This window comes from Streptomyces sp. NPDC026522, from assembly GCF_055567555.1.
In genome coordinates this window covers 156,479-182,202 of sequence record NZ_JBVHQF010000006.1, presented here as the reverse complement: position 1 = coordinate 182,202, position 25,724 = coordinate 156,479, and the positions used below count along the sequence as shown (strand labels likewise).

Annotated in this window: 25 protein-coding genes and 1 pseudogene; 18 read left to right on the top strand and 8 right to left on the bottom strand. The window is 72.3% G+C overall.

Going from position 1 to position 25,724, the window contains the following annotated elements; translation table 11 throughout:
• The first annotated feature begins 4 nt into the window (after window positions 1-4).
• From ACZ4M3_RS17325 to ACZ4M3_RS17310, 4 genes are read left to right on the top strand one after another with little or no spacing between them, the layout of a single operon-like run.
• Window positions 5-1,255, top strand: coding sequence for a ketosynthase chain-length factor (locus ACZ4M3_RS17325; RefSeq protein ID WP_467733410.1), 1,251 nt, complete (start codon window positions 5-7; stop codon window positions 1,253-1,255).
• Between the two features lie 33 nt (window positions 1,256-1,288).
• Window positions 1,289-1,546 (top strand): acyl carrier protein, encoded by a 258-nt coding sequence (locus ACZ4M3_RS17320; protein ID WP_467733408.1) that lies wholly within the window; start codon window positions 1,289-1,291, stop codon window positions 1,544-1,546.
• A gap of 1 nt (window position 1,547) precedes the next feature.
• Window positions 1,548-2,027, top strand: coding sequence for an SRPBCC family protein (locus tag ACZ4M3_RS17315; protein WP_467733406.1), 480 nt, complete (start codon window positions 1,548-1,550; stop codon window positions 2,025-2,027).
• A gap of 17 nt (window positions 2,028-2,044) precedes the next feature.
• On the top strand, window positions 2,045-2,377 hold the full coding sequence (locus ACZ4M3_RS17310; RefSeq protein WP_467733404.1) for a TcmI family type II polyketide cyclase: 333 nt from the start codon (window positions 2,045-2,047) through the stop codon (window positions 2,375-2,377).
• 83 nt (window positions 2,378-2,460) lie between these two features.
• Here the strand turns inward: ACZ4M3_RS17310 and ACZ4M3_RS17305 are convergent, their stop codons facing one another.
• The gene (locus ACZ4M3_RS17305; protein WP_467733402.1) at window positions 2,461-3,510 is read right to left on the bottom strand and encodes a methyltransferase; all 1,050 of its coding nucleotides are present in this window, start codon (window positions 3,508-3,510) and stop codon (window positions 2,461-2,463) included.
• Between the two features lie 43 nt (window positions 3,511-3,553).
• Window positions 3,554-4,612 carry a right-handed parallel beta-helix repeat-containing protein gene (locus tag ACZ4M3_RS17300; RefSeq protein WP_467733401.1) on the bottom strand — a complete coding sequence of 353 codons (1,059 nt, stop codon included), beginning with the start codon at window positions 4,610-4,612 and terminating at the stop codon, window positions 3,554-3,556.
• Between the two features lie 381 nt (window positions 4,613-4,993).
• Between ACZ4M3_RS17300 and ACZ4M3_RS17295 the strand changes: the two genes are divergently transcribed.
• Both ACZ4M3_RS17295 and ACZ4M3_RS17290 read left to right on the top strand, forming a co-directional pair.
• Window positions 4,994-6,205, top strand: a complete 1,212-nt coding sequence (locus tag ACZ4M3_RS17295) for a M4 family metallopeptidase (RefSeq protein ID WP_467733399.1) — start codon at window positions 4,994-4,996, stop codon at window positions 6,203-6,205.
• A gap of 57 nt (window positions 6,206-6,262) precedes the next feature.
• Window positions 6,263-6,571 (top strand): protealysin inhibitor emfourin, encoded by a 309-nt coding sequence (locus ACZ4M3_RS17290; RefSeq protein WP_467733397.1) that lies wholly within the window; start codon window positions 6,263-6,265, stop codon window positions 6,569-6,571.
• Window positions 6,572-6,662: 91 nt separating this feature from the next.
• Here the strand turns inward: ACZ4M3_RS17290 and ACZ4M3_RS17285 are convergent, their stop codons facing one another.
• Both ACZ4M3_RS17285 and ACZ4M3_RS17280 read right to left on the bottom strand, forming a co-directional pair.
• Window positions 6,663-7,445: a polysaccharide deacetylase family protein gene (locus ACZ4M3_RS17285; RefSeq protein WP_467733395.1), complete on the bottom strand. Its 783-nt coding sequence runs from the start codon at window positions 7,443-7,445 to the stop codon at window positions 6,663-6,665.
• Window positions 7,446-7,516: 71 nt separating this feature from the next.
• Window positions 7,517-7,903 carry an aromatic-ring hydroxylase C-terminal domain-containing protein gene (locus ACZ4M3_RS17280; protein ID WP_467733393.1) on the bottom strand — a complete coding sequence of 129 codons (387 nt, stop codon included), beginning with the start codon at window positions 7,901-7,903 and terminating at the stop codon, window positions 7,517-7,519.
• Between ACZ4M3_RS17280 and ACZ4M3_RS17275 the strand changes: the two are divergent.
• The 3 genes and pseudogenes from ACZ4M3_RS17275 to ACZ4M3_RS17265 all read left to right on the top strand — a co-directional run.
• Window positions 7,869-8,093: pseudogene (locus ACZ4M3_RS17275) on the top strand (hypothetical protein); the annotation flags it as partial. The gene ACZ4M3_RS17280 and the pseudogene ACZ4M3_RS17275 overlap by 35 nt on opposite strands.
• 34 nt (window positions 8,094-8,127) lie before the next feature.
• On the top strand, window positions 8,128-8,799 hold the full coding sequence (locus ACZ4M3_RS17270) for a HEAT repeat domain-containing protein (RefSeq protein ID WP_467733391.1): 672 nt from the start codon (window positions 8,128-8,130) through the stop codon (window positions 8,797-8,799).
• 3 nt (window positions 8,800-8,802) lie between these two features.
• A complete protein-coding gene (locus tag ACZ4M3_RS17265) occupies window positions 8,803-9,807 on the top strand; it encodes a HEAT repeat domain-containing protein (RefSeq protein ID WP_467733389.1) in 1,005 nt (334 codons plus the stop codon).
• Between the two features lie 12 nt (window positions 9,808-9,819).
• Here the strand turns inward: ACZ4M3_RS17265 and ACZ4M3_RS17260 are convergent, their stop codons facing one another.
• Entirely contained in the window at window positions 9,820-10,176 is a 357-nt protein-coding gene (locus ACZ4M3_RS17260; protein WP_467733387.1) for a transglycosylase family protein, read from the bottom strand.
• Between the two features lie 434 nt (window positions 10,177-10,610).
• On the opposite strand from ACZ4M3_RS17260, the gene ACZ4M3_RS17255 reads away from it, so the two are divergent.
• From ACZ4M3_RS17255 to ACZ4M3_RS17215, 9 genes are all read left to right on the top strand, one after another.
• A complete protein-coding gene (locus tag ACZ4M3_RS17255; RefSeq protein ID WP_467733385.1) occupies window positions 10,611-11,894 on the top strand; it encodes a phenylacetate--CoA ligase family protein in 1,284 nt (427 codons plus the stop codon).
• Entirely contained in the window at window positions 11,891-13,237 is a 1,347-nt protein-coding gene (locus ACZ4M3_RS17250) for an MFS transporter (protein ID WP_467733383.1), read from the top strand. Before ACZ4M3_RS17255 ends, ACZ4M3_RS17250 begins: the two co-directional genes overlap by 4 nt.
• Window positions 13,234-14,379 (top strand): GNAT family N-acetyltransferase, encoded by a 1,146-nt coding sequence (locus tag ACZ4M3_RS17245; RefSeq protein WP_467733381.1) that lies wholly within the window; start codon window positions 13,234-13,236, stop codon window positions 14,377-14,379. The genes ACZ4M3_RS17250 and ACZ4M3_RS17245 overlap by 4 nt, the downstream gene beginning before the upstream one ends.
• Window positions 14,376-15,524, top strand: a complete 1,149-nt coding sequence (locus tag ACZ4M3_RS17240) for a LuxE/PaaK family acyltransferase (RefSeq protein WP_467733379.1) — start codon at window positions 14,376-14,378, stop codon at window positions 15,522-15,524. Before ACZ4M3_RS17245 ends, ACZ4M3_RS17240 begins: the two co-directional genes overlap by 4 nt.
• On the top strand, window positions 15,521-18,043 hold the full coding sequence (locus ACZ4M3_RS17235; RefSeq protein ID WP_467733377.1) for an acyl-CoA reductase: 2,523 nt from the start codon (window positions 15,521-15,523) through the stop codon (window positions 18,041-18,043). Before ACZ4M3_RS17240 ends, ACZ4M3_RS17235 begins: the two co-directional genes overlap by 4 nt.
• A gap of 241 nt (window positions 18,044-18,284) precedes the next feature.
• The gene (locus ACZ4M3_RS17230; protein WP_467733375.1) at window positions 18,285-18,878 is read left to right on the top strand and encodes a hypothetical protein; all 594 of its coding nucleotides are present in this window, start codon (window positions 18,285-18,287) and stop codon (window positions 18,876-18,878) included.
• A gap of 157 nt (window positions 18,879-19,035) precedes the next feature.
• Entirely contained in the window at window positions 19,036-19,506 is a 471-nt protein-coding gene (locus tag ACZ4M3_RS17225) for a hypothetical protein (RefSeq protein WP_467733373.1), read from the top strand.
• Between the two features lie 165 nt (window positions 19,507-19,671).
• Window positions 19,672-20,277: a hypothetical protein gene (locus ACZ4M3_RS17220; RefSeq protein ID WP_467733371.1), complete on the top strand. Its 606-nt coding sequence runs from the start codon at window positions 19,672-19,674 to the stop codon at window positions 20,275-20,277.
• Window positions 20,278-20,552: 275 nt separating this feature from the next.
• Complete coding sequence (locus ACZ4M3_RS17215) at window positions 20,553-21,527, top strand: serine/threonine-protein kinase (protein WP_467734011.1); 975 nt, start codon at window positions 20,553-20,555, stop codon at window positions 21,525-21,527.
• Window positions 21,528-21,660: 133 nt separating this feature from the next.
• On the opposite strand, the gene ACZ4M3_RS17210 is transcribed toward ACZ4M3_RS17215, so the two are convergent.
• From ACZ4M3_RS17210 to ACZ4M3_RS17200, 3 genes are all read right to left on the bottom strand, one after another.
• Entirely contained in the window at window positions 21,661-21,897 is a 237-nt protein-coding gene (locus ACZ4M3_RS17210; RefSeq protein WP_467733369.1) for a response regulator transcription factor, read from the bottom strand.
• A 211-nt stretch (window positions 21,898-22,108) separates the two neighbouring features.
• On the bottom strand, window positions 22,109-24,550 hold the full coding sequence (locus tag ACZ4M3_RS17205; protein WP_467733367.1) for a SpoIIE family protein phosphatase: 2,442 nt from the start codon (window positions 24,548-24,550) through the stop codon (window positions 22,109-22,111).
• 278 nt (window positions 24,551-24,828) lie between these two features.
• Window positions 24,829-25,149, bottom strand: a complete 321-nt coding sequence (locus ACZ4M3_RS17200) for a hypothetical protein (RefSeq protein ID WP_467733365.1) — start codon at window positions 25,147-25,149, stop codon at window positions 24,829-24,831.
• Between the last annotated feature and the right edge of the window lie 575 nt (window positions 25,150-25,724).

Below are 25,724 nucleotides of genomic sequence, written 5' to 3'. Positions count from 1 at the left end.
CACGATGAGCCAACCGAACCCACGGCGCGCCGCCGTCACCGGAATCGGCGTGATCGCGCCCAACGGACTGAGCACGGACGCGTTCTGGAAGGCCACCCGGGAAGGCATCAACGTCCTCGGCCGGATCACCCGCGAGGGCTGCGACCACCTGCCGCTGCGGGTGGCCGGCGAGGTGCGCGCCTTCGAACCGGCGACGGCGGTCGAGGAGCGCTTCCTCGTCCAGACCGACCGGTTCACGCACTTCGCGATGGCCGCGGCCGACTCCGCCCTGGAGGACGCCCAGCTCGGACAGAGTGCCACCGACGGAGCGCCCTTCTCCGTGGGCGTGGTCACCGCCGCCGGCTCCGGCGGCGGCGAGTTCGGCCAGCGCGAGTTGCAGCAGCTGTGGGGCAAGGGCAGTCGGTTCGTCGGCCCCTACCAGTCCATCGCCTGGTTCTACGCCGCCAGCACCGGCCAGATCTCCATCCGCCGCGGCTTCAAGGGGCCCTGCTCGGTCGTCGCAGCCGACGAGGCCGGCGGCCTGGACGCCCTCGCGCACGCCGCGCGGGCCGTGCGGCGCGGCACCGACGTGATCGTGGCCGGCTCGACCGAGGCGCCCCTGGCCCCGTACTCGATGGTCTGCCAGCTGGGCTACCCGGAGCTGAGCACCGAACCGGACCCCGACCGGGCCTACCGCCCCTTCACCTCCGCGGCCTGCGGCTTCGTACCAGCCGAGGGCGGCGCGATGCTCGTGGTGGAGGCGGAGGACACCGCGCGCGAGCGGGGCGCCGCGGTGCGCGCCGTCGTCGCGGGACACGCCGCGACGTTCACCGGCGCCTCCTGCTGGGAGGCCTCCCGAGAAGGGCTCGCCCGGGCCATCGAAGGGGCCCTGGCGGAGGCCGGCTGCGCCCCCGAGGAGGTCGACGTGGTCTTCGCCGACGCGCTCGGCGTCCCCGAGGCCGACCGCGCCGAGGCACTCGCCATCGCCGACGCCCTGGGCCGGCACGGCAGGCGCGTCCCCGTCACGGCCCCCAAGACCGGCATCGGCCGCGGTTACTGCGCGGCGCCCGTGCTGGACGCCGCTGCCGCGGTGCTGGCCATGGAGTACGGCGTCATCCCGCCCACTCCCAACATCTTCGACATCTGCCATGACCTCGACCTCGTGACCACCCGCGCCCGCGCCGCCGAGCTGCGCACCGCGCTGGTCCTGAGCCGGGGACTGATGGGGTCGAACTCGGCGCTCGTGCTCCGGCGCGGCGCCCCGGACGCCCCGTAGCGGGGCACTCCGCAACCCAAGGAGAGGAATCCCATGAGTGACCGCATCACCGTGGAAGAACTGGCCGAACTCATGAAGAAGGCCGCCGGGGTCACCGTCGACCCCGCCGAGCTCGACAAGCGCAGCGACTCCGGCTTCGACACCTTCGGCCTCGACTCGCTCGGGCTGCTCGGCATCGTCGGCGAGCTGGAGAACCGGCACGGTACGCCGATGCCCCCCGACGCCGAGCGCTGCAAGACCCCCCGGCAGTTCCTCGACCTGGTCAACAGCAGCCTCGTGGCAGGAGCGTGACGTGGCCGGCCACACGCAGAACGAGATCACCATCGCCGCGCCGGTCGACCTGGTCTGGGACATGACCAACGACGTGGCGAACTGGCCGCAGCTGTTCAGCGAGTACGCGTCCGCCGACATCCTCTCCGTCGAGGGGAACAAGACGACCTTCCGGCTGACCATGCACCCGGACGAGAACGGCACCGTGTGGAGCTGGGTGTCCGAGCGCGAGACCGACCGCGACCGGCTCAGCGTCACCGCCCGCCGCGTCGAGACCGGCCCCTTCGCCCACATGAACATCCGGTGGCAATACCACGAGGTGCCGCAGGGCACCCGGATGGTGTGGACGCAGGACTTCGCCATGAAGCCGGAGGCGCCCGTCGACGACGACTGGATGACGGACAACATCAACCGGAACTCCAAGGTCCAGATGGCCCTGATCCGCGAGCGCATCGAGCAGGCCGCCGCCGAGCGCCGGCCCGCGCAGGTGCTCACCGACTGAGCCGGACGGAGAACCCGATGCACCAGTCCCTGATCGTCGCCCGTATGGCACCCGGGTCGGCCCCCGGCATCGCCGAGGTCTTCGGCGCCTCGGACCGCGGGGAGCTGCCGCACCTCGTCGGGGTCGCCCGGCGCAGCCTCTTCCAGTTCGGCGACGTGTACCTGCACCTCATCGAGTCCGAGCAGGACCCGGGTCCGGCCATCGCCAAGGTGACCGGGCACCCCGAGTTCGTCGATGTCAGCCGGCGGCTGTCCGCGTACGTCAGTGCGTACGACCCCGACACCTGGCGCTCGCCGAAGGACGCCATGGCGCACTGCTTCTACCGCTGGGAGCGCGACTCCCGGTCCTGAAGCACGCCGCACCGCCACCGGTCGCCGGGCCCGCACCTCGCGGACCCGGCGACCGGCGTCGTACGGGTGACGGCCGGCTGGCCTCAGCCCGCCACGGTGCAGTCGAAGGCGTGCAGGTACGGGTTGACCGGACGGATGTCGTGCACGGCCAGCCCCGCCTCCTCCAGCCGGCCGACCATGCTCTCGGTCGTGTGCTTCGCCCCGCCGACGTTGAGCAGCAGCAGCAGGTCCATGGCGGTGCTGAACTGCATGGACGGGGTGTCGTCCACGAGGTTCTCGATCACCACGACCCGCGCCCGCGGGCCGCCGGCCCCGATGACGTTGCGCAGGGTGCGGGCGGTGCTGGCGTCGTCCCACTCCAGGATGTTCTTGATGATGTACACGTCGGCCTGCACCGGGATGTCCACCCGGCAGTCGCCGGGCACGATGCGCACCCGGTCGGCCAGCGCCCCTCCCGGCCGCAGCCGCGGGTCGGCGTTCTCCACCACGCGCGGCAGGTCGAGCAGGGTGCCCCGCATGGCCGGGTACTTCTCCAGCAGGCTGGCCACCACGTACCCCTGGCCGCCGCCGATGTCGGCGACCGACGAGGCCCCCGACAGGTCGAGGAACTCCGCCACGTCCTGCGCCGACTGCCGGCTGGAGGTGGTCATGGCGCGGTTGAAGACGTCGGCCGACTCGGGGGCGTCCTCGTTCAGGTACGTGAAGAACTCCTTGCCGAAGAGGTCCTCGACGACGTTGTGGTTGGTGCGCACCGCCTCGTCCAGCTTCGGCCAGGCGGCCCAGGTCCAGGGCTCGGTGCACCACAGGGTGATGGCGCGCAGGCTGTGCGGGTCGTCCTCGCGCAGCAGCCGGGACGTGCCGGTGTGCGCGAACGTCCCGTCCGGCTCCTCGGCGAAGACCCCGTAGCAGGACAGCGCCCGCAGCAGCCGCCGCAGCGGCTTGGCCTCGGTCTTCACCGCGGCGGCGAGGTCCGCCACGCTCATCGGGCTGTCCCCGAGGGCGTCGGGTACGCCCAGCCGGACGGCCGCGCGGAGGGCGGCGGTGCACGCCGCCCCGAAGACGAGCTCGCGCAGCCGCATGGACGGCGGGGGCACCGGCCTCGTGCTGGGGTCGGAGGTGCGTGCGGTCGTCATGTGCCGCCCTTCCTTTTCTCGTGCGTGCGGTACGGGTGGGAGGTCAGCACAGTCCCGTGGGCTTCGAGGCCCCGCAGGTGTTGCCCTTGAAGACGTTGCTCCGGCCGACGTTGGCGTCGACGAGGTCCGCCGGGGCGTTGCCCCGCAGCGTGTTGCCGGTGATCCGGTTCCGCTCGTTCGTGGCGCCCACGAAGCTCTTGAAGAGGACGACGCCGCCGGACAGCGGGGAGGCGCCGCTGTTGTCCGTGATCGTGTTCCCGGTCACCTCGGTGTCCTCGGCGCCGGTCAGAACGATCCCGGAGCCCTGGAGGAAGGGCAGCCGGGCGGTCTTCGGGCAGAACTTGTTGTTCGCCACCACCCGGTTGTCGTGCACGGTCAGGTGGCCGGCGCGCGGCAGGTTCTCGTCGCCGACGACGAACAGCCCGGCGCAGTTCGCGGTGATGTCGTTGTGCCCGACGTCGAGGTTGCGCAGGCGGCGCACGGTGAGGCCGATGCGGTTGTCCCGCAGCCGGTTGTGCCCCACCACCGTTCCCGAGGTGTCCGCGGCGCCCGCCTCGGTGGCGACGGTGTTGGCGAGGAACAGGCCCGCGTCGCCGTTGCCGCGTGCGGTGTTGCCGGTGAAGACGCCGCGCGTGGAACGCTCCTGCGCGATGCCCCACTGGCCGTTCTTCTCGGCCGTGACGTTCCGTACGGTCAGGTGGTCGGTCCGGGAGGCCCAGAGCCCGTTCTTGGCGAAGCCGGACAGGGTCAGCGAGGCGACGGTGGTGCCTTCGACGGGCCGGCCGTCGGCACCCTCGACGCAGATGCCGGTCCCGGCCTGGGCGCAGGCGTCGGCGGCCCTTCCGGCGGCCGGTGTGAGGACGGTACGGGGCCCCGTGCCGCGCAGGGTGAGCCGGGAGGTGGTCAGCCGCACGCTCTGGCGGTAGGTGCCCGAGGTCAGCAGGACGGTGTCGCCCGGGTGCGCCGCGTCCACCGCCCGCTGGATCGAGTCCCCGGGCCGGACGACGTGGACCGTAGGCCCTGCGGTGGCCGGCGCGGCGCCGAGCCCCGTCGCGCAGAGCACCGCGGCGCCCGCGCAATAAAGAATATGACGTTTCTTCATATTCGTACGTTATGACCTGATGTGCTGCCCAGGGCCGGGATGGGCCATCCGGTGGCGTGTCATCAGGGGCACCCGAGAGCGGGCGGGCTCCGGGTGTTCCCCAGGGCGCCGTCGGATCGGCGTCGGATCGCCTCGCACTGCGTTTGCCAGGCACTACGGGCGGCCGGAGACTGGTGGTATCAGCGTGGCTCCGCCTCTGGGAACGGGGCTGGTCGTCGCCAACGCTTCTTCCGCTGCCGCCGCACGCAGTGCGCGCCTGCCGTGCGTCCGCGAGGTCCTCCCGGAGGCCGGTCAACGCTGCGTACGGCCACCCGAACGTCGGGAAGCTTCCGCGCGTTGATGAATGTTTGACCATCGGTCCTCTTATCCAGGAGGTGTCCCATGAGCAGGACCTCCCGACCCCACTGCATCATGCCCCCGTACCTTCTCAAGCGGCTTTTGGAGAGCGAAAACAGCGAGGTGCGCCAAGCCGCCCTGAACACCATGCTGACCACTGCCCGGCTGCGGGGTGAACGATCGATCCGGGCGTCCTTCGCCGGGGCGACCGCCCCCGCCAACGGCCGGCGCACCGTCTTCGACTGCGACCAGGGGAGTTTCCTGCCGTCCGGCGTCCTGGCCAGGACCGAAGACGGGCCGGAGTCCGGCGACGCGTCCGTCAACCGGGCATTCGACGGACTCGGCCTGACGCGCGATTTCTACCAGGAGGTGTTCCAGCGCAATTCGATCGACGGCCGGGGAATGCGCCTGGACGGATACGTTCACTTCGGTGTGAAGTTCAACAACGCGTTCTGGGACGGACGGCAGATGGTCTTCGGCGACGGGGACGGAAAGATGTTCGCCAACCTCACCGGATCCCTGGACGTGATCGCCCACGAGTTGACGCACGGAGTCACCGACCACACCTCGGGACTGGAGTACCACAACCAGTCAGGGGCCCTGAACGAGTCGATGTCGGACGTCTTCGGATCGCTGGTCAAGCAGTGGTCGCTGAAGCAGTCGGCCGAGGAGGCGGACTGGCTGATCGGGGCTGACGTGTGGACCCCGGGAGTGGACGCCGACGCCCTGCGCTCGATGAAGGCCCCGGGCCACGCGTACGACAATGAGCTGTTCGGGAAGGACCCCCAGCCCGACCGCATGAGCAAGTTCGTCCACCTGCCCGACACCGAGGAAGGGGATTCCGGCGGGGTGCACCTGAACTCCGGCATTCCGAACAAGGCGTTCTTCTTGACGGCTGTGGGCATCGGCGGATTCGCCTGGGAGGCTGCCGGGCGCATCTGGTTCGAATCGCTCATCGCGTCCGGCAAGGAGGCCACGTTCCAGGATTTCGCTGACACGACCTTCCAGAAGGCCGGAGAACTGTTCGGCGTCGGCGGCGCCGAGCAGTCGGCCGTGCTGGCGGCGTGGCAGGAAGTGGAAATCCGGATCAGTGGCGTTCCGACCGGGATCGCCCGGGCACGGAGCCTTGCCGCCCATGGGAACGGTGGCGTGGGCCGGCAGGACGGCCTGGCGGACCTGACCAGGCAGGTCGGCGAACTGGGCGCCCAGATGACGGGGCTGGCCAAGGACCTGGCCGCGCTGAAGCGGAGCAGGTGACCACCGCCGGACCCGGCCGTCGGCCGGTCCCGTGCCCATCGTGACGAGGCTCGCGCAATGAAGGTGACTCTGGCGACACACGGCGGGCTCGCGGCGGGGGCCAACCTCCGCCTCCCGCCCAAGGTGCTGGACACGGAAACCCTGTCCGAGGACGCCGCCGCGGAGCTGACCCGGCTGGTGGAGGCGGCGGCCGCCGCCCAGCCGCCCCCGGTGGACCCGCCCGGCCGCGCCAGGGACGCGATGAGCTACACGATCACGGTGGAGGGCGGCGGCCGTCCGACGGTCCTCAAGCAGTCGGACGCCACCATGACGCCCGCGTTCGCGGCCCTGCTCACCTGGCTCCAGCGCCGCTTCGCGCAGCAGTGACGCGCGCACCGATCGTGCTGATCACGGCTCGTGCCGCTCCACCAGCCGCCCGACGGCCTTCGGCGGGTGTCCGGCTCCGTGCGTGACGGTGCTACGGGGTGGTGCGGGCCGGGAAGGTGAAGGTGTAGCCGCGCGCGGCGAGCCACGGCAGGTACTCCTTTAGCGCCGCGACCGTCTCGCTGCGGTCGCCGCCCCCGTCGTGGAACAGGACGGTCGGCTGCTGCGGCAGCTCGCCCTCCACGGCGGCGACGATGGCCGGCAGACCCGGACGGCTCCAGTCCTTGGGGTCCACGCTCCAGCCCAGCGGGCGCATCCCGCTCGCGGCGGCGATCGCGCGGCTGTCGGGGGTGAAGGCACCGCCCGGCGCCCGGTAGTAGGTGACGGCGACGCCCGGCACGGCCGCCTCGATCATGGCCTTGCCGTCGAGTATCTGCTGGCGCTGGTAGGCCACGGGCTTGTGGTCCATCGTCACGTCGTGGTCGACGGAGTGGTCGCACAGCTGGTGCCCGTCCGCGGCGACCGCCCGCACCAGCTCCGGGTACTTCTGCGCCCGGGTCCCGATCATGCAGAAGGTGGCCTTGACGTGGTTCTCCCGCAGCACCTGGAGCACCTGAGGGGTCCAGCGCGGGTCCGGGCCGTCGTCGATGGTGATGGCGACGTCATGGCCCGGGCCCTCGGCCAGCCGGGAGATCTCCAGCGGGATCCGCGAGGCACTCCGGTCCGGTTCCGCGTGATGTGCGCCCGGGTGGCGGCCGGCCGAGCCGTCGGTGGCGGCTACGGCCGGTGCGACCGCTGCCGTCAGCAGACCGAGGACGGCCGCCGCAACCGCGGAACCCGCCCGCCGACGACGTACGGAACTGCTGGTGGTGCCCATGGACGCGCCCTTCCTTTGCACTCGGCTCGGCTGCACTCGGCTCACAGGCCTCGCGTAGCTGCCGATCCAGGCTAGGTCATCCCTTTCCGCCGCTTTTGCCGCCGAACGGCCCGAGGAGCGGCCCGTTGCCGGGCGGGCCACCGGTAGGGGGCCGTGGCAGGTGCTCGAAGGTGAGATGCGTCACGGCCCCGGCGCGGAGCCGACGACGACGGCGCGCCGGTCCGGCGGTGCAGGGCGGCTTCGAGGCCGGCGGCGGCCGGGATGCCGGGGAGGTCGCAGGCCCAGGCGACCGCTCCGTCCGGGCGTACCAGCACCCCGGTCGGCGTCGCGTGGTTGCCGCGCGCGCCGGTCACGCGCCCGGCCCAGGCCGGGGCCAGCCGGGCGAAGGCGCCGTCCGGAGTGCGGTCGAGCAGCAGGAACCCGAGGTATCCCGGAATCTCCCGCGCCGCGCTCGCCATGGCCCCCAGCGCCCTTGGGACCGTGCGCGTCAGCGAAGGAATGCCGGCCATCCTGCTCGCCGGCCGCGCGGCCGAGCTCACCTCCGGGGACGGCCACGACCGGTTCGACTTCACCGTCGCCCTGAGGATCGACGGCCTCGCACACCGCTACCAGCCGGCGGCATGGATCCGTTTGACCTTGACACGGTGACAAGGCCTTCACTGTGGCCGAGGAGGTGGTCCTCATGACCATGTTGAAAGCGGACGCGGACACGGCGCGCGTTCTCCAGGGGCTGGAGAACGACAGCGCGTCGGTCCGGCTGCGGGCTGCGCTGATGGCCGGTACGACCCCCGACCCGGGGTTCATCGGCAGGCTCATCGAGCGGTGCGCGAGCGAACCCGATTTCTCCGTACGGGAGATGCTGACCTGGGCGCTCACCCGCCACGCGACATCGCGGACGGTCCCGCTGCTCCTCGACGAGCTGTGCTCGGACCGTCCGCAGGCGCGGAGCCAGGCGTTGCACACCCTGTCCAAGATCGGGGACCGGAAGGCGTGGCCCGCGATCACCCCGGCGCTGCTGTCCGACGCCGACGACGAGGTGGCCCGGAGCGCCTGGCGGACAGCGGTGGTGCTCGTACCCGAAGGTGAAGCGCCCGAGTTGGCCGTAGTGTTGGCCACGCAGCTCGGGCGCGGCGAACGCGAGACGCAGCTCAGCCTCAGCCGGGCGCTGGTCGCGCTGGGGGAGGCGATGTTGCCCGCACTGGGCGCCGCCATGACGGATGCGGACCCTCGGGTGCGGGCGCACGCGATCGCCACGGACCGGCTGTGGCGCGACCCGGATGCCGGATTCGAGTTCGCGGTCGAGGAGGCGAAGCGCACCGTAGCTCTCGGCGGGGCCGGCCAGGAGGGGCAGTAGGCAGTGTTGATCGGTGATGTCGCGCGACGGTCCGGGGTCAGTGCCCGCATGCTCCGGCACTACGAAGCGCTCGGCCTGGTGCGGCCAACGGGCCGTACCGACTCCGGCTACCGGGAGTACTCCGGGGAGGACATCCGGCGGATCTTCCACATCGAGAGCCTGCGCTCATTGGGGCTGCCGCTGCGCGACGTCGGGCGCGCCCTCGATGATCCCGGTTTCGCGCCCGCGGGGCTCGTGGACGACCTCGTCCGCCGGACGCGCGAGCGGATCGCGGCGGAGACGGAGCTGCTCACGCGACTGCGCCGGATCGGTGCCGCGGAACCCGCCGACTGGGGGGACGTCCTCCAGATCGTCGCGCTCCTCCAGGCGTTGGGGTCGAAGAGCGCGGCGACGCGGCAACGCGCGGCCCTGTCCGCGGCCGGGGAAGTTCCCGTGCCGGTGGAAGCACTGGTCGAGGCTGTGCTGAGCGAGTCGGACCCGAGCGTCGCCGGGGCCCTGCGCTGGGCCTTGGCGCAATCGGGCGGCGCCGGGCTGGAACTGCTGGCGGAGGGCCTCGGCTCACCCGCCGCCGAGTTGCGCACACGTGCCGTCCGGTCCATCGCCGAGATCGAGAACGCTGCGGCGACCGCACTGCTGCGGGAGGCCCTCACGCACCCCGACACCGTGGTCCGCGGATACGCGGCTCTGGCGCTCGGGGCACGTGAAGTGGCCGACGCGATCCCGACCCTCATCGGCATGATCGTCGAGGAGCGGAACGACGCCGACGCGGCCGATGCGCTGAGCACGCTGGCCGGTGACCCCGCGCTGGCGGACCGGATCGCTGCGGGACTCGTGGACCGCCTCACCCGCGGCGCCGTGCAACCGGCCACGCGGCAACGGCTGACCCAGGCGCTCGCGGACATCCCGGGGATCAGGGCGTCACGCGCCCTCGCAGATCTGACGCATGACGAGGACCGGGCCGTCGCGCTCACCGCGACGTACGTCCTCACCCTGCGCACCGCACGCTAGCGACCGCGCTTCCTACCGGCGGGCGCAGCGCCAAGCGCCCATGCCCTGCATGGTGGCCAGCCTCTCGGCAGTGGCGATCTGCTCGTTCTTCGTGGCCAAGTCGGCCCGCGCGGCGTACCGGCGGCCGCCGGCGGCCTTCCAGCTCGATTGGGTGAACTGCAGACCGCCGTAGTGTCCGTTTCCCGTGTTGGCACGCCAGTTGCCACCCGACTCGCACTGGGCGATCGCATCCCAGTTGACGCCGGGTTTAGAGGAGCCGGTGGCCGCATGGGCGCTGGGATCGGTGAGGGCTGCCCGGCACAGGAGCACGGCGCAGAGCAGGGCCAGGACGGTGCTTCCGGTGCGTCGGCTGTCTTGGAAACGAGACATCGGTCTTCCTCTACGGTCTGATGGGCCGGCCCGCAAACCGGGCCGGCCCCGCTGGCGGCCGTACGGCCATGGCGGCAGCACAACACGCCACGTGCCGCCCCCCGCTCGTTTCGAGCGGGCGAACGGGCGACGCCACCCGGACGGCGCTGCCCCGGCCCGGCCGGGCACACCGGTGAACAGAAGCGGAGTGGGGTCCTGCGTCGAATCATCGTTTCATGGCCGCTCTGGCCGGAAATCCTTACCCAATTTGGTGACAAGCGCACTGATGTTTCATCATTGTGACTGCACGTCAGTTCTTGGCGTGTGTCGAGGAGGCGGGGCGCCGGGGGCCCCCGCTCACACCGGTCGAGCACGCAGGCGAGTCATCGCTCTCGCCGCGACCTGCCGTGACTCCCTCGATCCCGTTCCCGTTCCCGTCACCTAGGCAAAGGCCCATGTCCGCCCAGCAACTTCCGGACCTCATACGTTTCGCCCGCCACAACTCGCCCTTCTACCGCGACCTCTACGCCTCCCTGCCGCCCCACGTCGACCGCCTCACCGACCTGCCGGTGGTCGACCAGCAGGAATTCTGGGCGGCCAATACCCTTCCCGACAGCGGCGTACTGACCGGACCGCTCAGCGAGGCCACGCTCTACAAGACCGGCGGCACCACCGGATCGCCCAAGTTCTCCGTCTACACACGCGACGAGTGGCGCACGTTCGTCACCTCCTTCGGCCAAGGACTCGTGGACACCGGGCTCCGCCCGGGACACCGGGTCGCCGACCTCTTCTACGCCGGGGAGCTGTACGCCAGCTTCCTCTTCGTCCTCGACTCGCTCGCCCACGCGCCCGTGGACAACGTCCGCCTCCCCATCGGCGGCGGCGCGCCGCTGGAGTCGACGATCCCCACGCTGCGCGACCTCGCCGCCCAGGTACTGGCCGGCACACCCACCACCCTGTGCCGGCTCGCCGAACAGGCCGTCTCCTCAGATGTCCGGCTCGAAGCGGTCGAACTGCTGCTCTTCGGCGGCGAGGCCCTCTTCGACGATCAGCGGCGCCTGCTGGCCACCGCCTTCCCGCGCGCCGAGGTCCGCTCCGTCGGATACGCCAGCGTCGACGCCGGCCTGCTCGGCCGCCCCGTACCGGGCGGCGATGCCCGGGTGCACCGGGCCTTCACCCCGTACTCGGCCGTCGAGATCCTCGACGACTCCACCGATGAGCCCATCACCGAACCGGGGCGCCCCGGCCGGGTCGTCGTCACCAGCTTCTTCCGCCGCCTCATGCCGATCATCCGCTATCCCGCCGGCGACCGGGCGGAGTGGACCGGCACCGGGCCCGGGCACTTCCGGATCCTCGGCCGCGCCGAGGAAGGCGTACGGGTGGGCCCGGTGTCCCTGTACACCCAGGACGCCCAGTCCGCCGTGACCACGGCCGACACGGCTGGCGACGTGGTCGGCATGCAGCTCGTCGTCCGCCGCTGGGACGGCCGCGACGGCCTCGTCCTGCGGCTGGCCACGGCTCCCGGTGACGCCGCCCGCGACGACGTGACCGCTCGCCGGGAGGCGCTGGCCGCGGCCGTCGTCGCCGAGCTGGAGACCGTACGGCCGCTGTACCCGGACAGCGTCCGCGCCGGGTTCGTGCATCCGCTGTCCGTCGAGTGGGCGCGCCACCGCGACCTGGCCGTCAACCCGCGCTCGGGCAAGCTCGTCCGCGTCCTCGACGAGAGGCCGACCGCATGACCGCCGCATCCGTGCCCGCGCACGAGACCCAGGGCGGCGGCCCGCCCCGCCCCGGCCGCCGGCGCGCCCCGCTGATCCTGCGCAACCGCGCCTTCGGCGCCGTATGGCTCGGCCAGGTCCTCACCCAGGCCGCCGTACGCATGTTCCAGGTCGGCGTGTCGTGGTGGATCGTCGCCTACGCCGTGCGCGACGCCCGTGGCCTGGCCTCCGGGCTGTTCATGGCGGCCTGCACGCTGCCCGCCGTGGCGCTGGCTCCCCTCGTGGCCGCGGCCGTCGCCCGGTTCGCCCACCGTTCGGTCCTGCGGACCGCCGCCGGTCTGGCCGGCGCCGCGTCGGGCGCCCTCGCCCTGTGGGCACACGGCGACGGCCCGCCGCTCGCCGCCGTGTACGCGGCCGCGCTCGCCCTGGCCACCTGCCAGGCGTTCTTCGACCCCTGCCTGACCACCTCCGTGCCCGAACTCGTCGCCGACGCCGACATCGAGACGGCCACCGGCTTCGAGCTGTCCACCCAGTCCCTGGCCGGCCTCGGCGGAGCCCTGCTCGGTGCCCTGGTCGTCGACCGGGCCGGCGTGGCCGCCCTGGCCGCCGGCTGCGCGGCCGGCTACCTCGGCGCCGCCCTCCTCGTCGCCGGCGCACGCTTTCGCACCGCCGCGACCACCACGAGCGCAGAGGAGGCCGCGCCCCAGCGGCGCCCGCTCCGCCGCATCCTCGGCGAACTGCCCTACGTACGGCGGATCCTGTTCTGCTTCACGGCGGCGAACCTCTTCACCACCGCCGTGTTCGTCGTCATCCCCCTCTACACCCGCTCGGTCCTCCTGGGCGGTGGCGGCACCGTGGCACTGCTGGAGGCCTCCCTGGGCGCCGGCGCGCTCGTCGGCGCCTTCACCGGCGCCCGCGTGCCGGGACGTCCCACCGTCGCCGGCGCCTGCTGCCTGGGCGTGATGGCCCTGGCCCTGGCGCTGCCCGGGCTGGTCGCGCACCGGCTGGTCTTCGCGGGCTGTCTGGCCGTGGCCGGCTGGTGTGCCGGGGCCGTCAGCGTCCGCTTCGTGGCCCTGTTCCAGCGGCTGGTACCGACCGCGGACAAGCCCGGCTTCTTCGCCGTGATGCAGGCCGTGCTGGGTGCTTCGCTGCCGGTGGCGTCCCTGGTGTTCGGCTCCGCGGGCGACTTCCTCTCGCCGAGGACGCTGTGCCTGGCGCAGGGCGTCGGCCTGGTCCCCGCCGCCTGTGCGCTTGCCCTGCTCGGGTCCCGCACACCCGCGCCCGCCACAGCCGGTCCGGGTACGGATGCGGACACGGAGACGGAACCGGGCCGCGGCGCCGAACTCGTCGGAGGCAACCGGTGACCCCCCTCATCACTGCGGCCGCCTGCGCGGACATCGCGGAACTGCGCCAGCTCTATTACGCCGTCTACGGCCCGCACTACCCCGTGGCCCTCGGCACCGACCCGGCCGAGATGGCCAGGCTCATCGAGGACCCGCACTCCCTGTGGCTCGTCGGCCGCTGCCCCGCCACCGGAGCGCTGACCGCGTCCGCCGCCATCCGCGGTGAGGCGGGCAGCCGCATCGGCCGTCTGGAGGGCATCGCCGTACACCCCGGGCACCGCTCGGCGGGCCTGGCCGCCGCCCTCACCGGGGCACTGTGCGCCGCGATGCTGGACACGGGCCGACTGGACTCGGTGTACGCGACCGTGCGCACCGTCAGCGCCGGTCCGCAGCGCGTCGTCGCGCGCAACGGCTTCCGCCCGCTGGGCATCCTGCCCAACGCCGTGGATCTGCGCAGCCGCGAGAGCCTCGCACTCTACGCGCGTCACTCCGCCGGTGTGCTCGACCGCCGGGTCCCGGTCCCCGAAGTACCCTCCCCGCTGCTGCCGTTGCTGCGTACGGCCGGGGCAGCGCTCGGCATCGGCTACCCCGGGGTCCGCGCCGCCGCCGGCCCACCACCGGCCCCCGCCCCCCAAGGCGCCGTCGAACGGCTGGAGCTGATCGAGGCACCGGCCTTCGTCCGCCGCCGCTTCCGCGAGCGGTTCCCCGACACCCAGGGCTGGTTCTACCCGCTGCACACCCCGAACGTGCTGCTCACCCCCGAAGACGGCCGGTTCGAGGTCTACGCCTACCTCAACCGGGCCGGCGGCTACGGCGCCCTGCTGACCGCCCACCCCGACCCGGCCGCCGCGGCCGGGTACCTCGAACCCGTCACCCGGGCCCTCGCCCGGGCCGGCGCCGGCTACGTCGAGGCCCTGGTACCGCTCGCCCACCAGGAGGCCCTCTCCACCTTTCTGGCCCAGGGCTTCGTCGCCGGTGCCCTCTACCCGGCGATGCGCGCGGACGGCGACGGCTTCCACGACTACGCCGTCCTGTCCCGCTCCAGCGAGCGGATCGACTTCCGCGGCGTCGCCGTCGAACCGCCCCTCCAGCCCTACCTGGACTGCTACGCGTCGGCCTGGGCGTCGACCCACCTGCCCACTCCCTCCGAGGTTGCCCCATGAACCCCCATCTCGCGCCGGTCGCCGTACCGGACCCGGCCCAACTGGCCCACGTACAACGACTGTGCGACCTGACCGATCCGTACGCCTGCGGGCCCGCGGAAGACGAACTGTTCGCCGTCGCCATGGCGGAGATCAACGCCTGGCACACCGAACGCTCCCCGTTCTTCCGTTCCCTGTACGAGGCCACCGCGCCGGCGCAGCCGTACCGCGCGCCGCTCGTCCACGCGAACTTCTTCAAGCGGCACGAGGTGCTCTCCGCCCCGCGCGAGGAGATCGAGCTGCACCTGACCTCCTCCGGCACCACCGGCCAGAAGTCGCAGATGTTCTTCGACAACTGGACGATCCGCTCCGCCCAGCGCATGGTCGCCAGGATCTTCGAGCGCAACGGCTGGATCACCCCCGACCAGGAAGTCAACTACCTGCTGTACAGCTACGAGCCGTCCCCCTCGCTGAACCTCGGCACCGCCTTCACCGACAACTACCTGTGCGACTTCGCCCCGGCGCGCAGCGTCGAGTACGCCCTGCGCCACACCGGCGGCGACCACGAGTTCGACCCCTTCGGCTGCATCGCCGCGCTGCGCCGCTTCGAACGGGAGGAGGCCCCGGTCCGCATCCTCGGCTTCCCGGCCTTCCTCTTCTTCACCCTGGAGCGCATGCGGGCCATGGGGCTGCCGCCGCTGCGCCTGCCCGAGGGCTCCCTCGTCGTCCTCGGCGGCGGCTGGAAGGGCCACGCCGACCGGCGCATCGGCAAGGAGGAGCTGTACGCCCGGGTCACGGAGCAGCTCGGCATCCCGGGCGAGCGGATCCGGGACACCTTCGGGTCGGTGGAGCACTGCATCCCGTACATCGAGTGCGACCACCACCGGCTGCACGCCCCCGTCTGGTCCCGGGTGACGATCCGCTCCACCCGCACGCTCGAACCCCTGCCGTACGGGGAGCGGGGCTACCTGCACCTGGTGTCTCCGTACATCACCTCGGTACCGGCGCAGAGCGTGGTCATGGGCGACCTCGCCTCCCTCCAGCCGGGCGAGGCCTGTGGGTGCGAACTGCGGACCCCCTGGTTCACCGTCCACGGCCGGGCCGGAGTGAGCCGCAACCGAAGCTGCGCGGTGGCCGCAGCGGAACTGATGAAGGGAATGGCGTGACCGTGGCCCAGACCGAGAAGCAGAACTACTGGCAGGGCGCCTTCATCGGCGACGAGGAGGCGGGCCGCCGGCTCGCCGGCCTGCCGGCGACGGTCGAGGCCGCACTGGCCACGGTGCTGGAGACGGAGACCGTGCTGGCCGCCTGCGACGCCCTCGCCGCCGCCCTGTGCGATCCGGCCCATCCGGTACGCGCCAGGCTCGCCGCGCACCTGCCCGCCGGGGAGGACCCGGCCGTACTGGGCGAACTCGGCCGCCTCCTCAGCAGGCGCGAGCTGACCCGCAAGCTCCGCCGGGAACTCGGCGGCGCCACTCCCGGCCGGCTGAACCGGCCCGATCCGCGCGAGACGGTCTACGAGGCGTGGGCGCCCGTCGGCCTGGTCGCCCACATCGCCCCGGGCAACGCCGCGACCGTCGCGCCGCTGAGCCTCGTCGAGGGACTGCTCGCCGGAAACGTCAACATCCTCAAGACCAGCAGTGCCGACACCCTGCTGAGCCAGCACCTGATGGCCGAGCTCGCGGCCCTGGACCCCAGCGGCGCACTGGCCGCACGGGTCGTCGTCCTGCGCTTCCCCTCCACCCGGCAGGAGTGGCTGCGCCTGATGTGCGCGCCCGCCGACGCCGTCGCCGTATGGGGCGGGGAAGGCGCCGTCGAAGGCGTGCGGGCCCATGTGCCGGCCGGCTGCCGGCTGGTGGAATGGGGGCACCGGATCTCCTTCGCCTACCTGACGGGCGAGGCCTGGTCGGATCCGGGCACGCTCGACGCCCTCGCGGCTGACGTGTGCCTGCACGAGCAGCAGGCGTGTTCCAGCCCCCAGGTGGTGTACCTCGACACCGAGGACGAGAGCGAGGTGTTCGCCTTCGCCGAACGGTTCGCGGCGGTCCTCGCCGCCCGGCCGCCGGCCGTGCCCGCCGCTGCGGCCGCCGAGCCGGATCCCGCGGAGGAGGCCGAGCTGACCACCACCGAGCTGGTCGCCCGGCTGGAGCAGCACCTCGGGCTGACCCGGGTGTTCGCCGCGCCCGACGGCTCGTGGCGGGTCATGGCGGACACCCGGTCCCCGCTCACCGCCTCGCCGCTCAACCGCAGCGTGTGGGTCAAGCCGCTGCCCCGCGAGCGGCTGATCGCCACCCTGCGGCCGATGCGCCGCTACCTGCAGACGGCGGGGCTGGCGGGCAGCCGGACCGACATCGCCGAGCTCGCGCGTACCGTCCTGGCCGCGGGCGCGACCCGGGTCACACCGGTCGGCGCCATGCTGGACAGCTACGCGGGCGAGCCGCACGACGGCGTCTACGCCCTGCAGCGCTACAGCCGCCGCGTCGCCGTCCAGGCCGACCCGGCCCGCTTCGCCACCACCGCCTGCCTGGACGACCTGGCCCGGCCGGTCGTCCTGCCGCGGCCCTCGGGCCCGCTGCTGGACAAGGAGGACGTACAGGAGCGGGGCCGGCAGGTCGCCCGGGCCGATGCCGAGCTGTTCTTCCGCAGTGGCGGCAGCACCGGCGCGCCGGCGCTGTCGATCTTCAGCTACGACGACTACGACACCCAGATGCACGCCGCCGCCCGCGGCCTGCTCGCCGCGGGCTACGACCCCGTGGGGGACCGCACCGCCAACCTGTTCTACTGCGGCGCCATGTACGGCAGCTTCATCAGCTTCTTCTCCGTACTGGAACGGCTCGGCGGAGTGCAACTGCCGCTGTCCGCGGGCCCGGACCACCGGGCGACGGCCCGCGCCGTCATCGAGCACGGGGCCGACACCCTCTTCGGCATGCCCTCCTACCTCTGGCAGCTGCTCCACGCGGAGGCGGACGCGCTGCGCGCGTACGGCGGCCTGCGCAAGGTCTTCTACGGCGGCGAACACTTCACGCAGGAGCAGCAACGCACCCTGAAGGACAGGTTCGGCATCACGGCCGTCCGCTCGATCACCTACGGCAGCACCGACCTCGGCCCGCTGGGCTACCAGTGCACCGAGAGCTCCGGCGGCGTCCACCACCTGCACGCCGACCTGCACACGATGGAGATCCTGGACCTGGCCGAGGACCGGCCGGTGGCCCCGGGCGAGACGGGCCGGCTGGTCTTCACCACGCACGCGCGGCGCGGGCAGCGGCTGGGCCGGTACCTGATCGGCGACCTCGGCCGGGAAATCCCCGGCCGCTGCGCCTGCGGCCGGCACGCGCCGCGCTTCGAGCTGCGGGGGCGTACCGGTGACGTGATGCGGGTGGCGACCTACTTCCTCAACCACCGCCGCTTCCTGGACCTGGCCGAGGACCACGGCGGCCACCGGGGCGAGCTGCAGATCCGGCTCGACGCCACGCAGGCGCGCGAGCGGCTGACCGTACGGGTGGAGCGGGGCGCGGCGACGGACCCGGAGCGGCTGCGGGAGGTGTTCCTGGCCGGCTACCCGGAGCTCCGCTCGGCAGTCACCGAACGGCTGCTGGACCTGGCGGTCGATGCGGTCGACGGTGCCTCGCTGGACCGCAGCCCGACCAGCGGCAAACTCCTCGCGGTGGTGGACACGCGCGGCTAGGAGGGGCGCGGGCGGGTCTTATAGCCCGCTTTGCCGGACCTGACAAGTCCCGACATTCCGGAACATGACCGGGGTGTGCCGGTCGGCGCTTACTTGTGGTGCGGGCCTCACCGAGAAAGGAACGAGGCGACAGGGAAGGAACGAATTCCGCTCAGCGGATTCTTTCCCGCACCGATGTCACCGCATTCGTCCCGGACTTCCGGGAGCGGAAATCATCCCTCATCACAAGTAGGAGAAAGCCATGACTCGCAAGATTCGCACCAACAATGTCGCCCGTCCCCACCGCCGGGGCTTCCGCCTCGCGACGCTGTTCGCCTCGGCCGCGGTGATCACGGGAGGAATCGCCCTTCCGGCCTCCTCCGCGATGGCCGCTCCGGTGCCCGCCCACGTGGCTGCGGCCTTCCCGACCGCCGGTGGTGCCGGCGGGGACGGCGGTGACGGCGGGGGTGGCCTGATCGGCGGGGGCGGCGGCTCCGGCGGCTCCGGTGGCGGCAGCGTCCTGGGTACCGGCGGCAACGGCGGCAACGGCGGCAAGGGCGGGACCGGTGTCCTCTCCGGTGGCGGCGGCGGTGGCGGCGGTGGCGGCGGCGACGGCGTGATCGGCGGCAACGGCGGCAAGGGCGGCGACGGCGGCGGCGGCCTGTTCGGCGGCAACGCCGGTGGCGGCGGTGGCGGCGGCGACGGCGTCCTGGTCGGCGGTAACGGCGGCAAGGGCGGCAAGGGCGGCGACGGCGTCTTCCAGGGCGGCAACGGCGGCAAGGGCGGTAAGGGCGGCGGTGGCATCTTCGGAGGCCTCGGCGGCGGCGGTGGCGCCGGAGGCGGCAGCATCTTCTGACCCGGCCCGGTTCCCAGGGGTGGAGGCCCCCGAAGCCTCCACCCCCCCACACCCCCGTCCCATCCCTTCCACTGATCGGTCCCGACCGCCGACCGGCGACTCCGGGACGCAGCGCCCGTAAGCAAACACCCGTGCCTCACGGAAACGGAGAACCCCCATGTTCAGAAGTACCTGGCAGCGTCCGCTCGTCCTGGCGGCGGCCTCGCTGGCTCTCTTCACCGGCACGGCGTGCGCCGCGCAAGCGTCCGTGCCCCACGGCCCGGCCGGCATCAGCTCCCAGGCCGTCGCCGGCCACCCGAAGCCCTGCGCCGCGGTCGGCAAGGGCGGAGAGGGCGGCGAGGGCGGGGAAGGCGGCAAGGGCGGCCGGCCCGGTCAGCCTGGTGAGCCCGGCAAGCCCGGCCGCTCGGGGTGCCTCCGGTTCGATGACCTGCCCGACAAGCCGAAGTCGAAGCTGTCGGTGGTGGACAAGGTCTACATCGTCATGGTGCTGCTCGGCGACGACTCGGACGCGACCAAGGAGAAGATCGCCAAGAAGTACGACATATCGCACGACCAGCTCGACACCTGGAAGCAGGACTACCTCGACGGCAACTGGTTCGCCCTGATGAACGGCGATTTCCCGTCCTGAACCCGTACGGAGCGAGGGCGTTCGAGCAGGGGCGGAAAGCCCCGAGGAAGACACGAGGCCGGCGGGTCGAACCGCCGGCCTCCGCTGACAAAAGGCGCGGGCAGCGAACGAGCGCGACCGCGTAACGGAAAAGCGATCCGATCTCCAAGGCAAGGGTGAAAAGTCATGCGTGTGCGTTCCTGGAACTTCCGTCTCGGTCTGGTCATCTCCTCGACCCTGATCGGCGCCGGTGCCATGGCGCCGGCCGCCACGGCAGCGCCGGCCCAGCCGTACCGGCCGGCCGCGGTATCCGTCGGCCACTCCCACGCCCCTCCGTCCGGCACGGGCGACAGCCGCCCGGGCGGGAGCCGGCTCCAGTCCGGCGGCTCGGTGCTCGGCAACGTCAAACTGGGCAAGGGCAGCGTCCAGGTGGGCAACGGCAGCGTCCGCATCGGTGACCGGGTCTGCGCGGGCAACTGCACGGGATCGGTCAACGGCACCAAGGGCGGCAGCGGCGGCATCTGCGCCGGGCTCTGCACCGGCAGCGCCAACGGCGGCAGCGGCACCGAGGGCGGCCCGGGCGGCAACGGTACGAACGGCGGCAACGGCGGGATCTGCGCCGGCGTGTGCGGCGGCAGCGCCAACGGCGGCAACGGCGGCAACGGCGGGGCAGCGCCCCCCGGTGGCGACGGCGGGAACGGCGGCCGCGGCGGCAACGGCGGCATCTGCGTCGGCGTCGGCTGCGAGACCAGCGGTCAGGGCGGCCGCGGTGGCAACGGCGGCGCCGGCTGACCACCGCGCGGGTGGCCCGCTGCCGGCCACGGCCGCCCGTACCACCCGGCACACGTATGGATCACTGGATAGACTTCGGGTAGGCAGCGTCGTCCGCTGGGCGACGCTCGTGACCGGCGGTGCGACGCGGAGCGAGCGTGCCGGGCCGGTCACGGACCATCGAGGACGGGTCGGCATGATCGGCACCTTCACCCACGGGCACCGCAGCGGCGCCGGGCCCCGTCGGTCCGACCGGGTGACGGGGGCGCCTGATGGCCGCGGGATCTGACGTGAGCATGTACGCGGATCGGGCCTCCGGTCTGATCGGCAAGCAGATCGCGGGCTACCGGGTCGACCGCATGATCGGCCGCGGCGGCATGGCCGTCGTCTACTGCGCGAAGGATCTGCGGCTGGACCGCACGGTCGCGCTCAAGCTGATCGCCCCGGAGCGCGCCCGCGACGACACGTTCCGGCGCCGCTTCACCCACGAATCGAGGGTGGCCGCACAGATCGACCACCCGCACATCGTGCCGATCTACGAAGCCGGCGAGACCGACGGCGTCCTCTACATCGCCATGCGCTACGTGGCCGGTCTGGACCTGCGGGCCCTGCTGGACCGGGACGGCCCGCTCCCCGTCGCGACCGCCCTGCGCATCGGCACCCAGGTGGCGTCCGCACTCGACGCGGCCCACCAGCACGACCTGGTGCACCGGGACGTCAAACCCGGCAACATCCTGGTCACCGCGGGCACCGACAGCGACCACCCCGAACACGTCTACCTCACGGACTTCGGGCTGACGAAGAGGTCACTGGCGCTCACCGGGTTCACCACTGCGGGGGAGTTCGTCGGCACGGTCGACTACATGGCGCCGGAACAGATCTCCGGCCGGCCGGTGGAAGGCAGGTGCGATCTCTACAGCCTCGCCTGCGTCGTCTACGAGTCCCTCGCCGGCGGGCCGCCCTTCGAGCGTGACGGTGACGTGGTGGCGCTGCTGTGGGCCCACCAGTACGACCCGCCTCCTCCGCTGACCGAACGGCGGCCGGGGATCGCGCCGGCCGCCGATGAGGTCATGGCGAAGGCTCTGGCGAAGATCCCCGAGGACCGGTACGGCTCGTGCCTGGAGTTCCTGGCGGCCCTGCGCGCCGCAATGGGCGTCGGGGCCGTCAAAGACGCGGATGCGTCGTCACCGGCCGGTCCCCGGCCCGGCGGGGCGGCGCAGATCGCGCCGCCGCCGCAGCCGCCCGCTTGGGCGCGGCCCGTGTTCCGGTGACTTCCGGGGCGGCCGCCGTACGGCTGCGCTCGCACGGACGTCCCCGCCCCACCCGGATGCGGGTGGGGCGGGGACGGATACGGAGGCTGGGGGTGGCTCGTCGGCGGTTGTTCCGCGGGCGCCGGGGCCGGGGTCACAGGCCCAGGGCGATGGCCATTCGGGTCATTTCCGCCGTGCTGGTGATGCCCAGCTTGGCCCGGATGCGGCGGAGGTAGGCGTCGACCGTGTGCTTCGAGAGTCCCATGTGGCGCGCCGTCTGCAGGTAGGTGCGCCCGGCGGCGATGTGCCGCAGCGCCTCCTCCTCACGCGGGGCCAGTGCGGCCGCAGGTGCGGGGGTTCGGGTGTCCGGCGTGGCGAGTGTGAGGCTCATGGGATTTCCTCCGACGGATCGGGTCGGTCATCGCTGCTCGCGCCCTCGGAAGCAGGGGACATGTAGCGGAATGTTGCTTTTTGTCCCTGTTAAAGAGCTTGTTCGCCCGACGTCATGAGGGTGTCCGTCGACTGTCACAGGCGTGTCACAGGGAACGTTTCTTCCGCCCGTGAGACACGTGGCCCGGCCGATCTTCCCCGCTGCGGTGGCCTCAGTACCCGACGAGGGACTGCTCGGCCCAGATGGTCTTGCCGACGGGGGCGTGCCGGGTGCCCCAACGCTGGGCCAGCTGTGCGACCAGCAGCAGGCCCCGGCCGCCCTCGTCGAAGATCCGGGCCCGCCTCATGTGCGGGGCGGTGCTGCTCGCGTCGGAGACTTCGCAGATCAGGGTGCTGCCCTCGTGGATCAGCCGCAGCTGGATGGGCGGTACTCCGTAGCGGATGGCATTGGTGACCAGTTCGCTGACCACGAGCTCGGTGACGAAGCCGGCCTCCTCCAGCCCCCAGGCCGCCAGCTGGTCTGTGGTGTACCGGCGGGCCTCGGCGACGACGGCGGGGTCGGAGTCCAGGTCCCAGACGACGACCTGGTCGGCGTGCAGGGCCCGGGTGCGGGCGACGAGCAGCGCGACGTCGTCCTCGGGAGGGTGGGTCAGCATGGCCGTCAGGACGCGGTCGCAGACCGTCTCCAGCGTGGAGGCGGGACGGATGAGGGCCTCGAACATGCTGTCCAGGGCGTCGTCGATGTCGTGGTCACGGGCCCGGAGCAGACCATCGGTGTACAGGGCGAGGGTGCTGCCTTCGGCGAGCTCCACCTCGGCCGCCTCGAAGGGCAGGCCCCCAAGGCCCAGCGGCGGGCCGGCCGGAACGTCGAGGAGGTAGACCGAGCCCTCCGGGGAGACCACGACGGGCGGGGGGTGCCCGGCCCGGGCGACGGTACAGCGGCGGGTGACCGGGTCGTAGACCACGTACAGGCAGGTGGTGCCGATGCCCCCGGCGGCCTCCTGGGAGGCGTCCTGGCCGGCCTCGTCGGCGGACAGGTGGATGATGAGGTCGTCGAGATAGGTGAGCAGTTCGTCGGGCGGCAGGTCGACGTCGGCCAGGGTCCGTACGGCGGTGCGCAACCGGCCCATCGTGGCGGTGGCACGGATGCCGTGGCCGACGACGTCGCCGACGACCAGCGCCACCCGTGCGCCGGACAGCGGGATGACGTCGAACCAGTCGCCGCCCACACCGGCCCCGGTACCGGCGGGCAGATAGCGGGAGGCGATTTCCAGTGCGGCCTGCACGGGCATCGTGTGGGGGAGCAGGCTGCGCTGCAGCGTCATGGTGGTCGTGTGTTCCCGGGAGAACCGGCGCGAGTTGTGGATGCTCACCGCCGCTCTCGTCGTCAGTTCCTCGGCCAGCCACAGGTCTTCGGGCTGGAACGGCTCCCGGTGCTGGTGCCGGCTGAAGATGGCCAGGCCGAACGTGACGCCGTCGGCACGCAACGGCAGGACCATCACCGAGTGGGTCCCGTCCCCGCTGATCCGGGCGGCTCCGGCGTCCTGGGACGCCCACCGGGCGATGCCGGGGTCGGCTCTCCCGTACACGGCGCCACGGCCCGCGGCCAGGCACTCCACGGGAGGTGACAGCGGCGGATAGACGGCCGTCTCGCCGACCGCGACCTGGGTATCCGTACTTCCGGCGAGGATCGAGCGCACGGCGGTACGGCGCACGGCGACGGGCCCGGCCATGGGGCGGGAGGACGGGTACGGGTCGTCCCCGCGCGGGGCCGGCTCCAACAGGTCGACGACCGCGAAGTCGGCGAGCCGGGGAACGGCGATGTCCGCCAGTTCCTGCGCGGTGCGGGCACTGTCCGGGGTGGTGCCGACGACGGCGTCCGCGTGGTCCGGCAGGAGCATCTCCGGCCGGTCGGCCTCGACGGCGGCCCGGTCGTGCGCGGCCAGGTACACGGCCAGGATCCGGCCGTCCGGGTCCCGTAGCGGGGCCAGCGAGGTGGCCCAGCCGCGCTTCTCGGTGCCCCCGCCGGGAGGACGGATGAAGGCATCCACGTACTGCGGTTCACCCGTCTCCAGCGTCAGGCGCATACAGCGCTCGGTTTCGTCGCTCACGGGATCCGGCGCGATTTCGGGCAGCCGCAGCCCGCGCATCTCGGCCTCCGTGAGGGAGAGCGTGTGCTCCATGCCGGCGTTCGCCCGTACCAGCCGCAGCTCCGCATCGAAGATCGCCAGGAGGCAGGGGGACTGGGTGAACGCCCACTCCGTCAACGCTCCGTCCGACGGGGTGCGGAACCCGCCCGGCACGGCGGACACCACGGACCACTTGGTGGTCCCGCCGGTGGACGTCCAGCGGTGCGCGAGCAGTCCCTGTTCCAGCCGTCCGCCGTCACGGTGCCGCAGCGCCACGGTGCCGCTCCACCGTTCCTGCCCGGGCGGCATGCGCCACGGCGTACCGCTGACGTCGTCGGCGAGCAGGCGGGCGGCAGGCAGGCCGACGACCTCGGAGGGGGCGTAACCGAGCAGTCGACGGGCGCCTTCACTCCACTCGGTGACGGTGCCCTGCTCGTTGATTCCGGCCGTGGCCGAGAATGCCGGTTCGGGGGAGGCGTCCGTCTTCTCCGGGCGCTCACCGGGAGAGGTGGGAAGTCGCTCCATCGCCGCTCATCTCGCCCTCGTCAGTCCTGCCGGCTGCCCCCGGGAACCTGCACGGGGCTCCACTGACAAGCATCATCCGGCGGGGCGAGGAGCACCAACGCAGCGCGACGGCGAGCGCTGCCGGGCGATGTCGCGTTCTTCGGCCGCCGGGCTCCTGAGCGGGACTCCGGCAGGTGCGGGGAGGTCACGGAGCGGCTGGGCGCGCCGAAAAGACCTCGGAATCCTTCCGAGGTCTTTTCGTCAGGCCGGCGAACTCGATGACTCGCCCGGCGCGCTGATCAGTGGTGCTCGTCGTAGTGGTGGTGGTCGTGGTGGTGCTCGTGCTCGTAGTAGTAGTGGTGGTCGTAGTGGTGGTGGTGATGCTCGTAGTCGTCGTCGTAGTGGTCGTTGTAGTGGTGGTGGTCGTGGTCGTCGTGGTGCCCGTCATGGCTCTGGACGACGTTCACCACCGGCGTGGCGGGCATCGCGGACACCGTTGCGGCGGTGGCCGGGAGGATGGCGGCACCGGACAGCAGGGCGCCCGAGGCGAGAATCGTCGCGAGGCGGAATCCCCGCCGGTTGGGACGGGCGTTGTCGTTGGTGGGAGCGTTGCGGATCATGGGTTTCTCCTAGCGGTGAGTGTGCCGAATTCAGGTGAATCAATGGACCGTCTCGGGGGGCGGCGATTCGAAGAGGAAGAACCCCGGTGCGGAATTCCGTCCTGTCGTTCTGCCTTTCGCCTTCCCGGCGAGGTCCGTGCTTCAAGTAAGCCCGCCCCGGCCCGAGGGGGTCATGTTCCGAGGACTCGGGACTTGACGTCGTAATAAGGCTCGGGTAAAAGCGGCGTGAAACCCGCGACCAGCCGTGTGCCGGCCTCAAGCCGCCCGCCGCCCGGGTCGGGCCCACCGGCGCCTGTCAAGCCCCGAGAATTCGCGCCATGACGCGGCCCGAGGCCACCGGCCTACTCAAAGACCAGGGCCACCGCAGCGAGTGGCCCCCTCGCGTCAGCTATGAGCAAAGGAGTAGGCACATGCGGACGACCGTCGTTTCCCCGATGTCCCACGACGAGGGGAGAGCGTCATGAGCTCCCTGCCCCCTTCGTCGGATCGCCCCACCGGCCCCCCGTCGGGCCCGTTGTCCACTCGGCCGACGGTGGAGCAGCCACCGCCGCCAGGCCTTCCGCCACCAGCGGGAC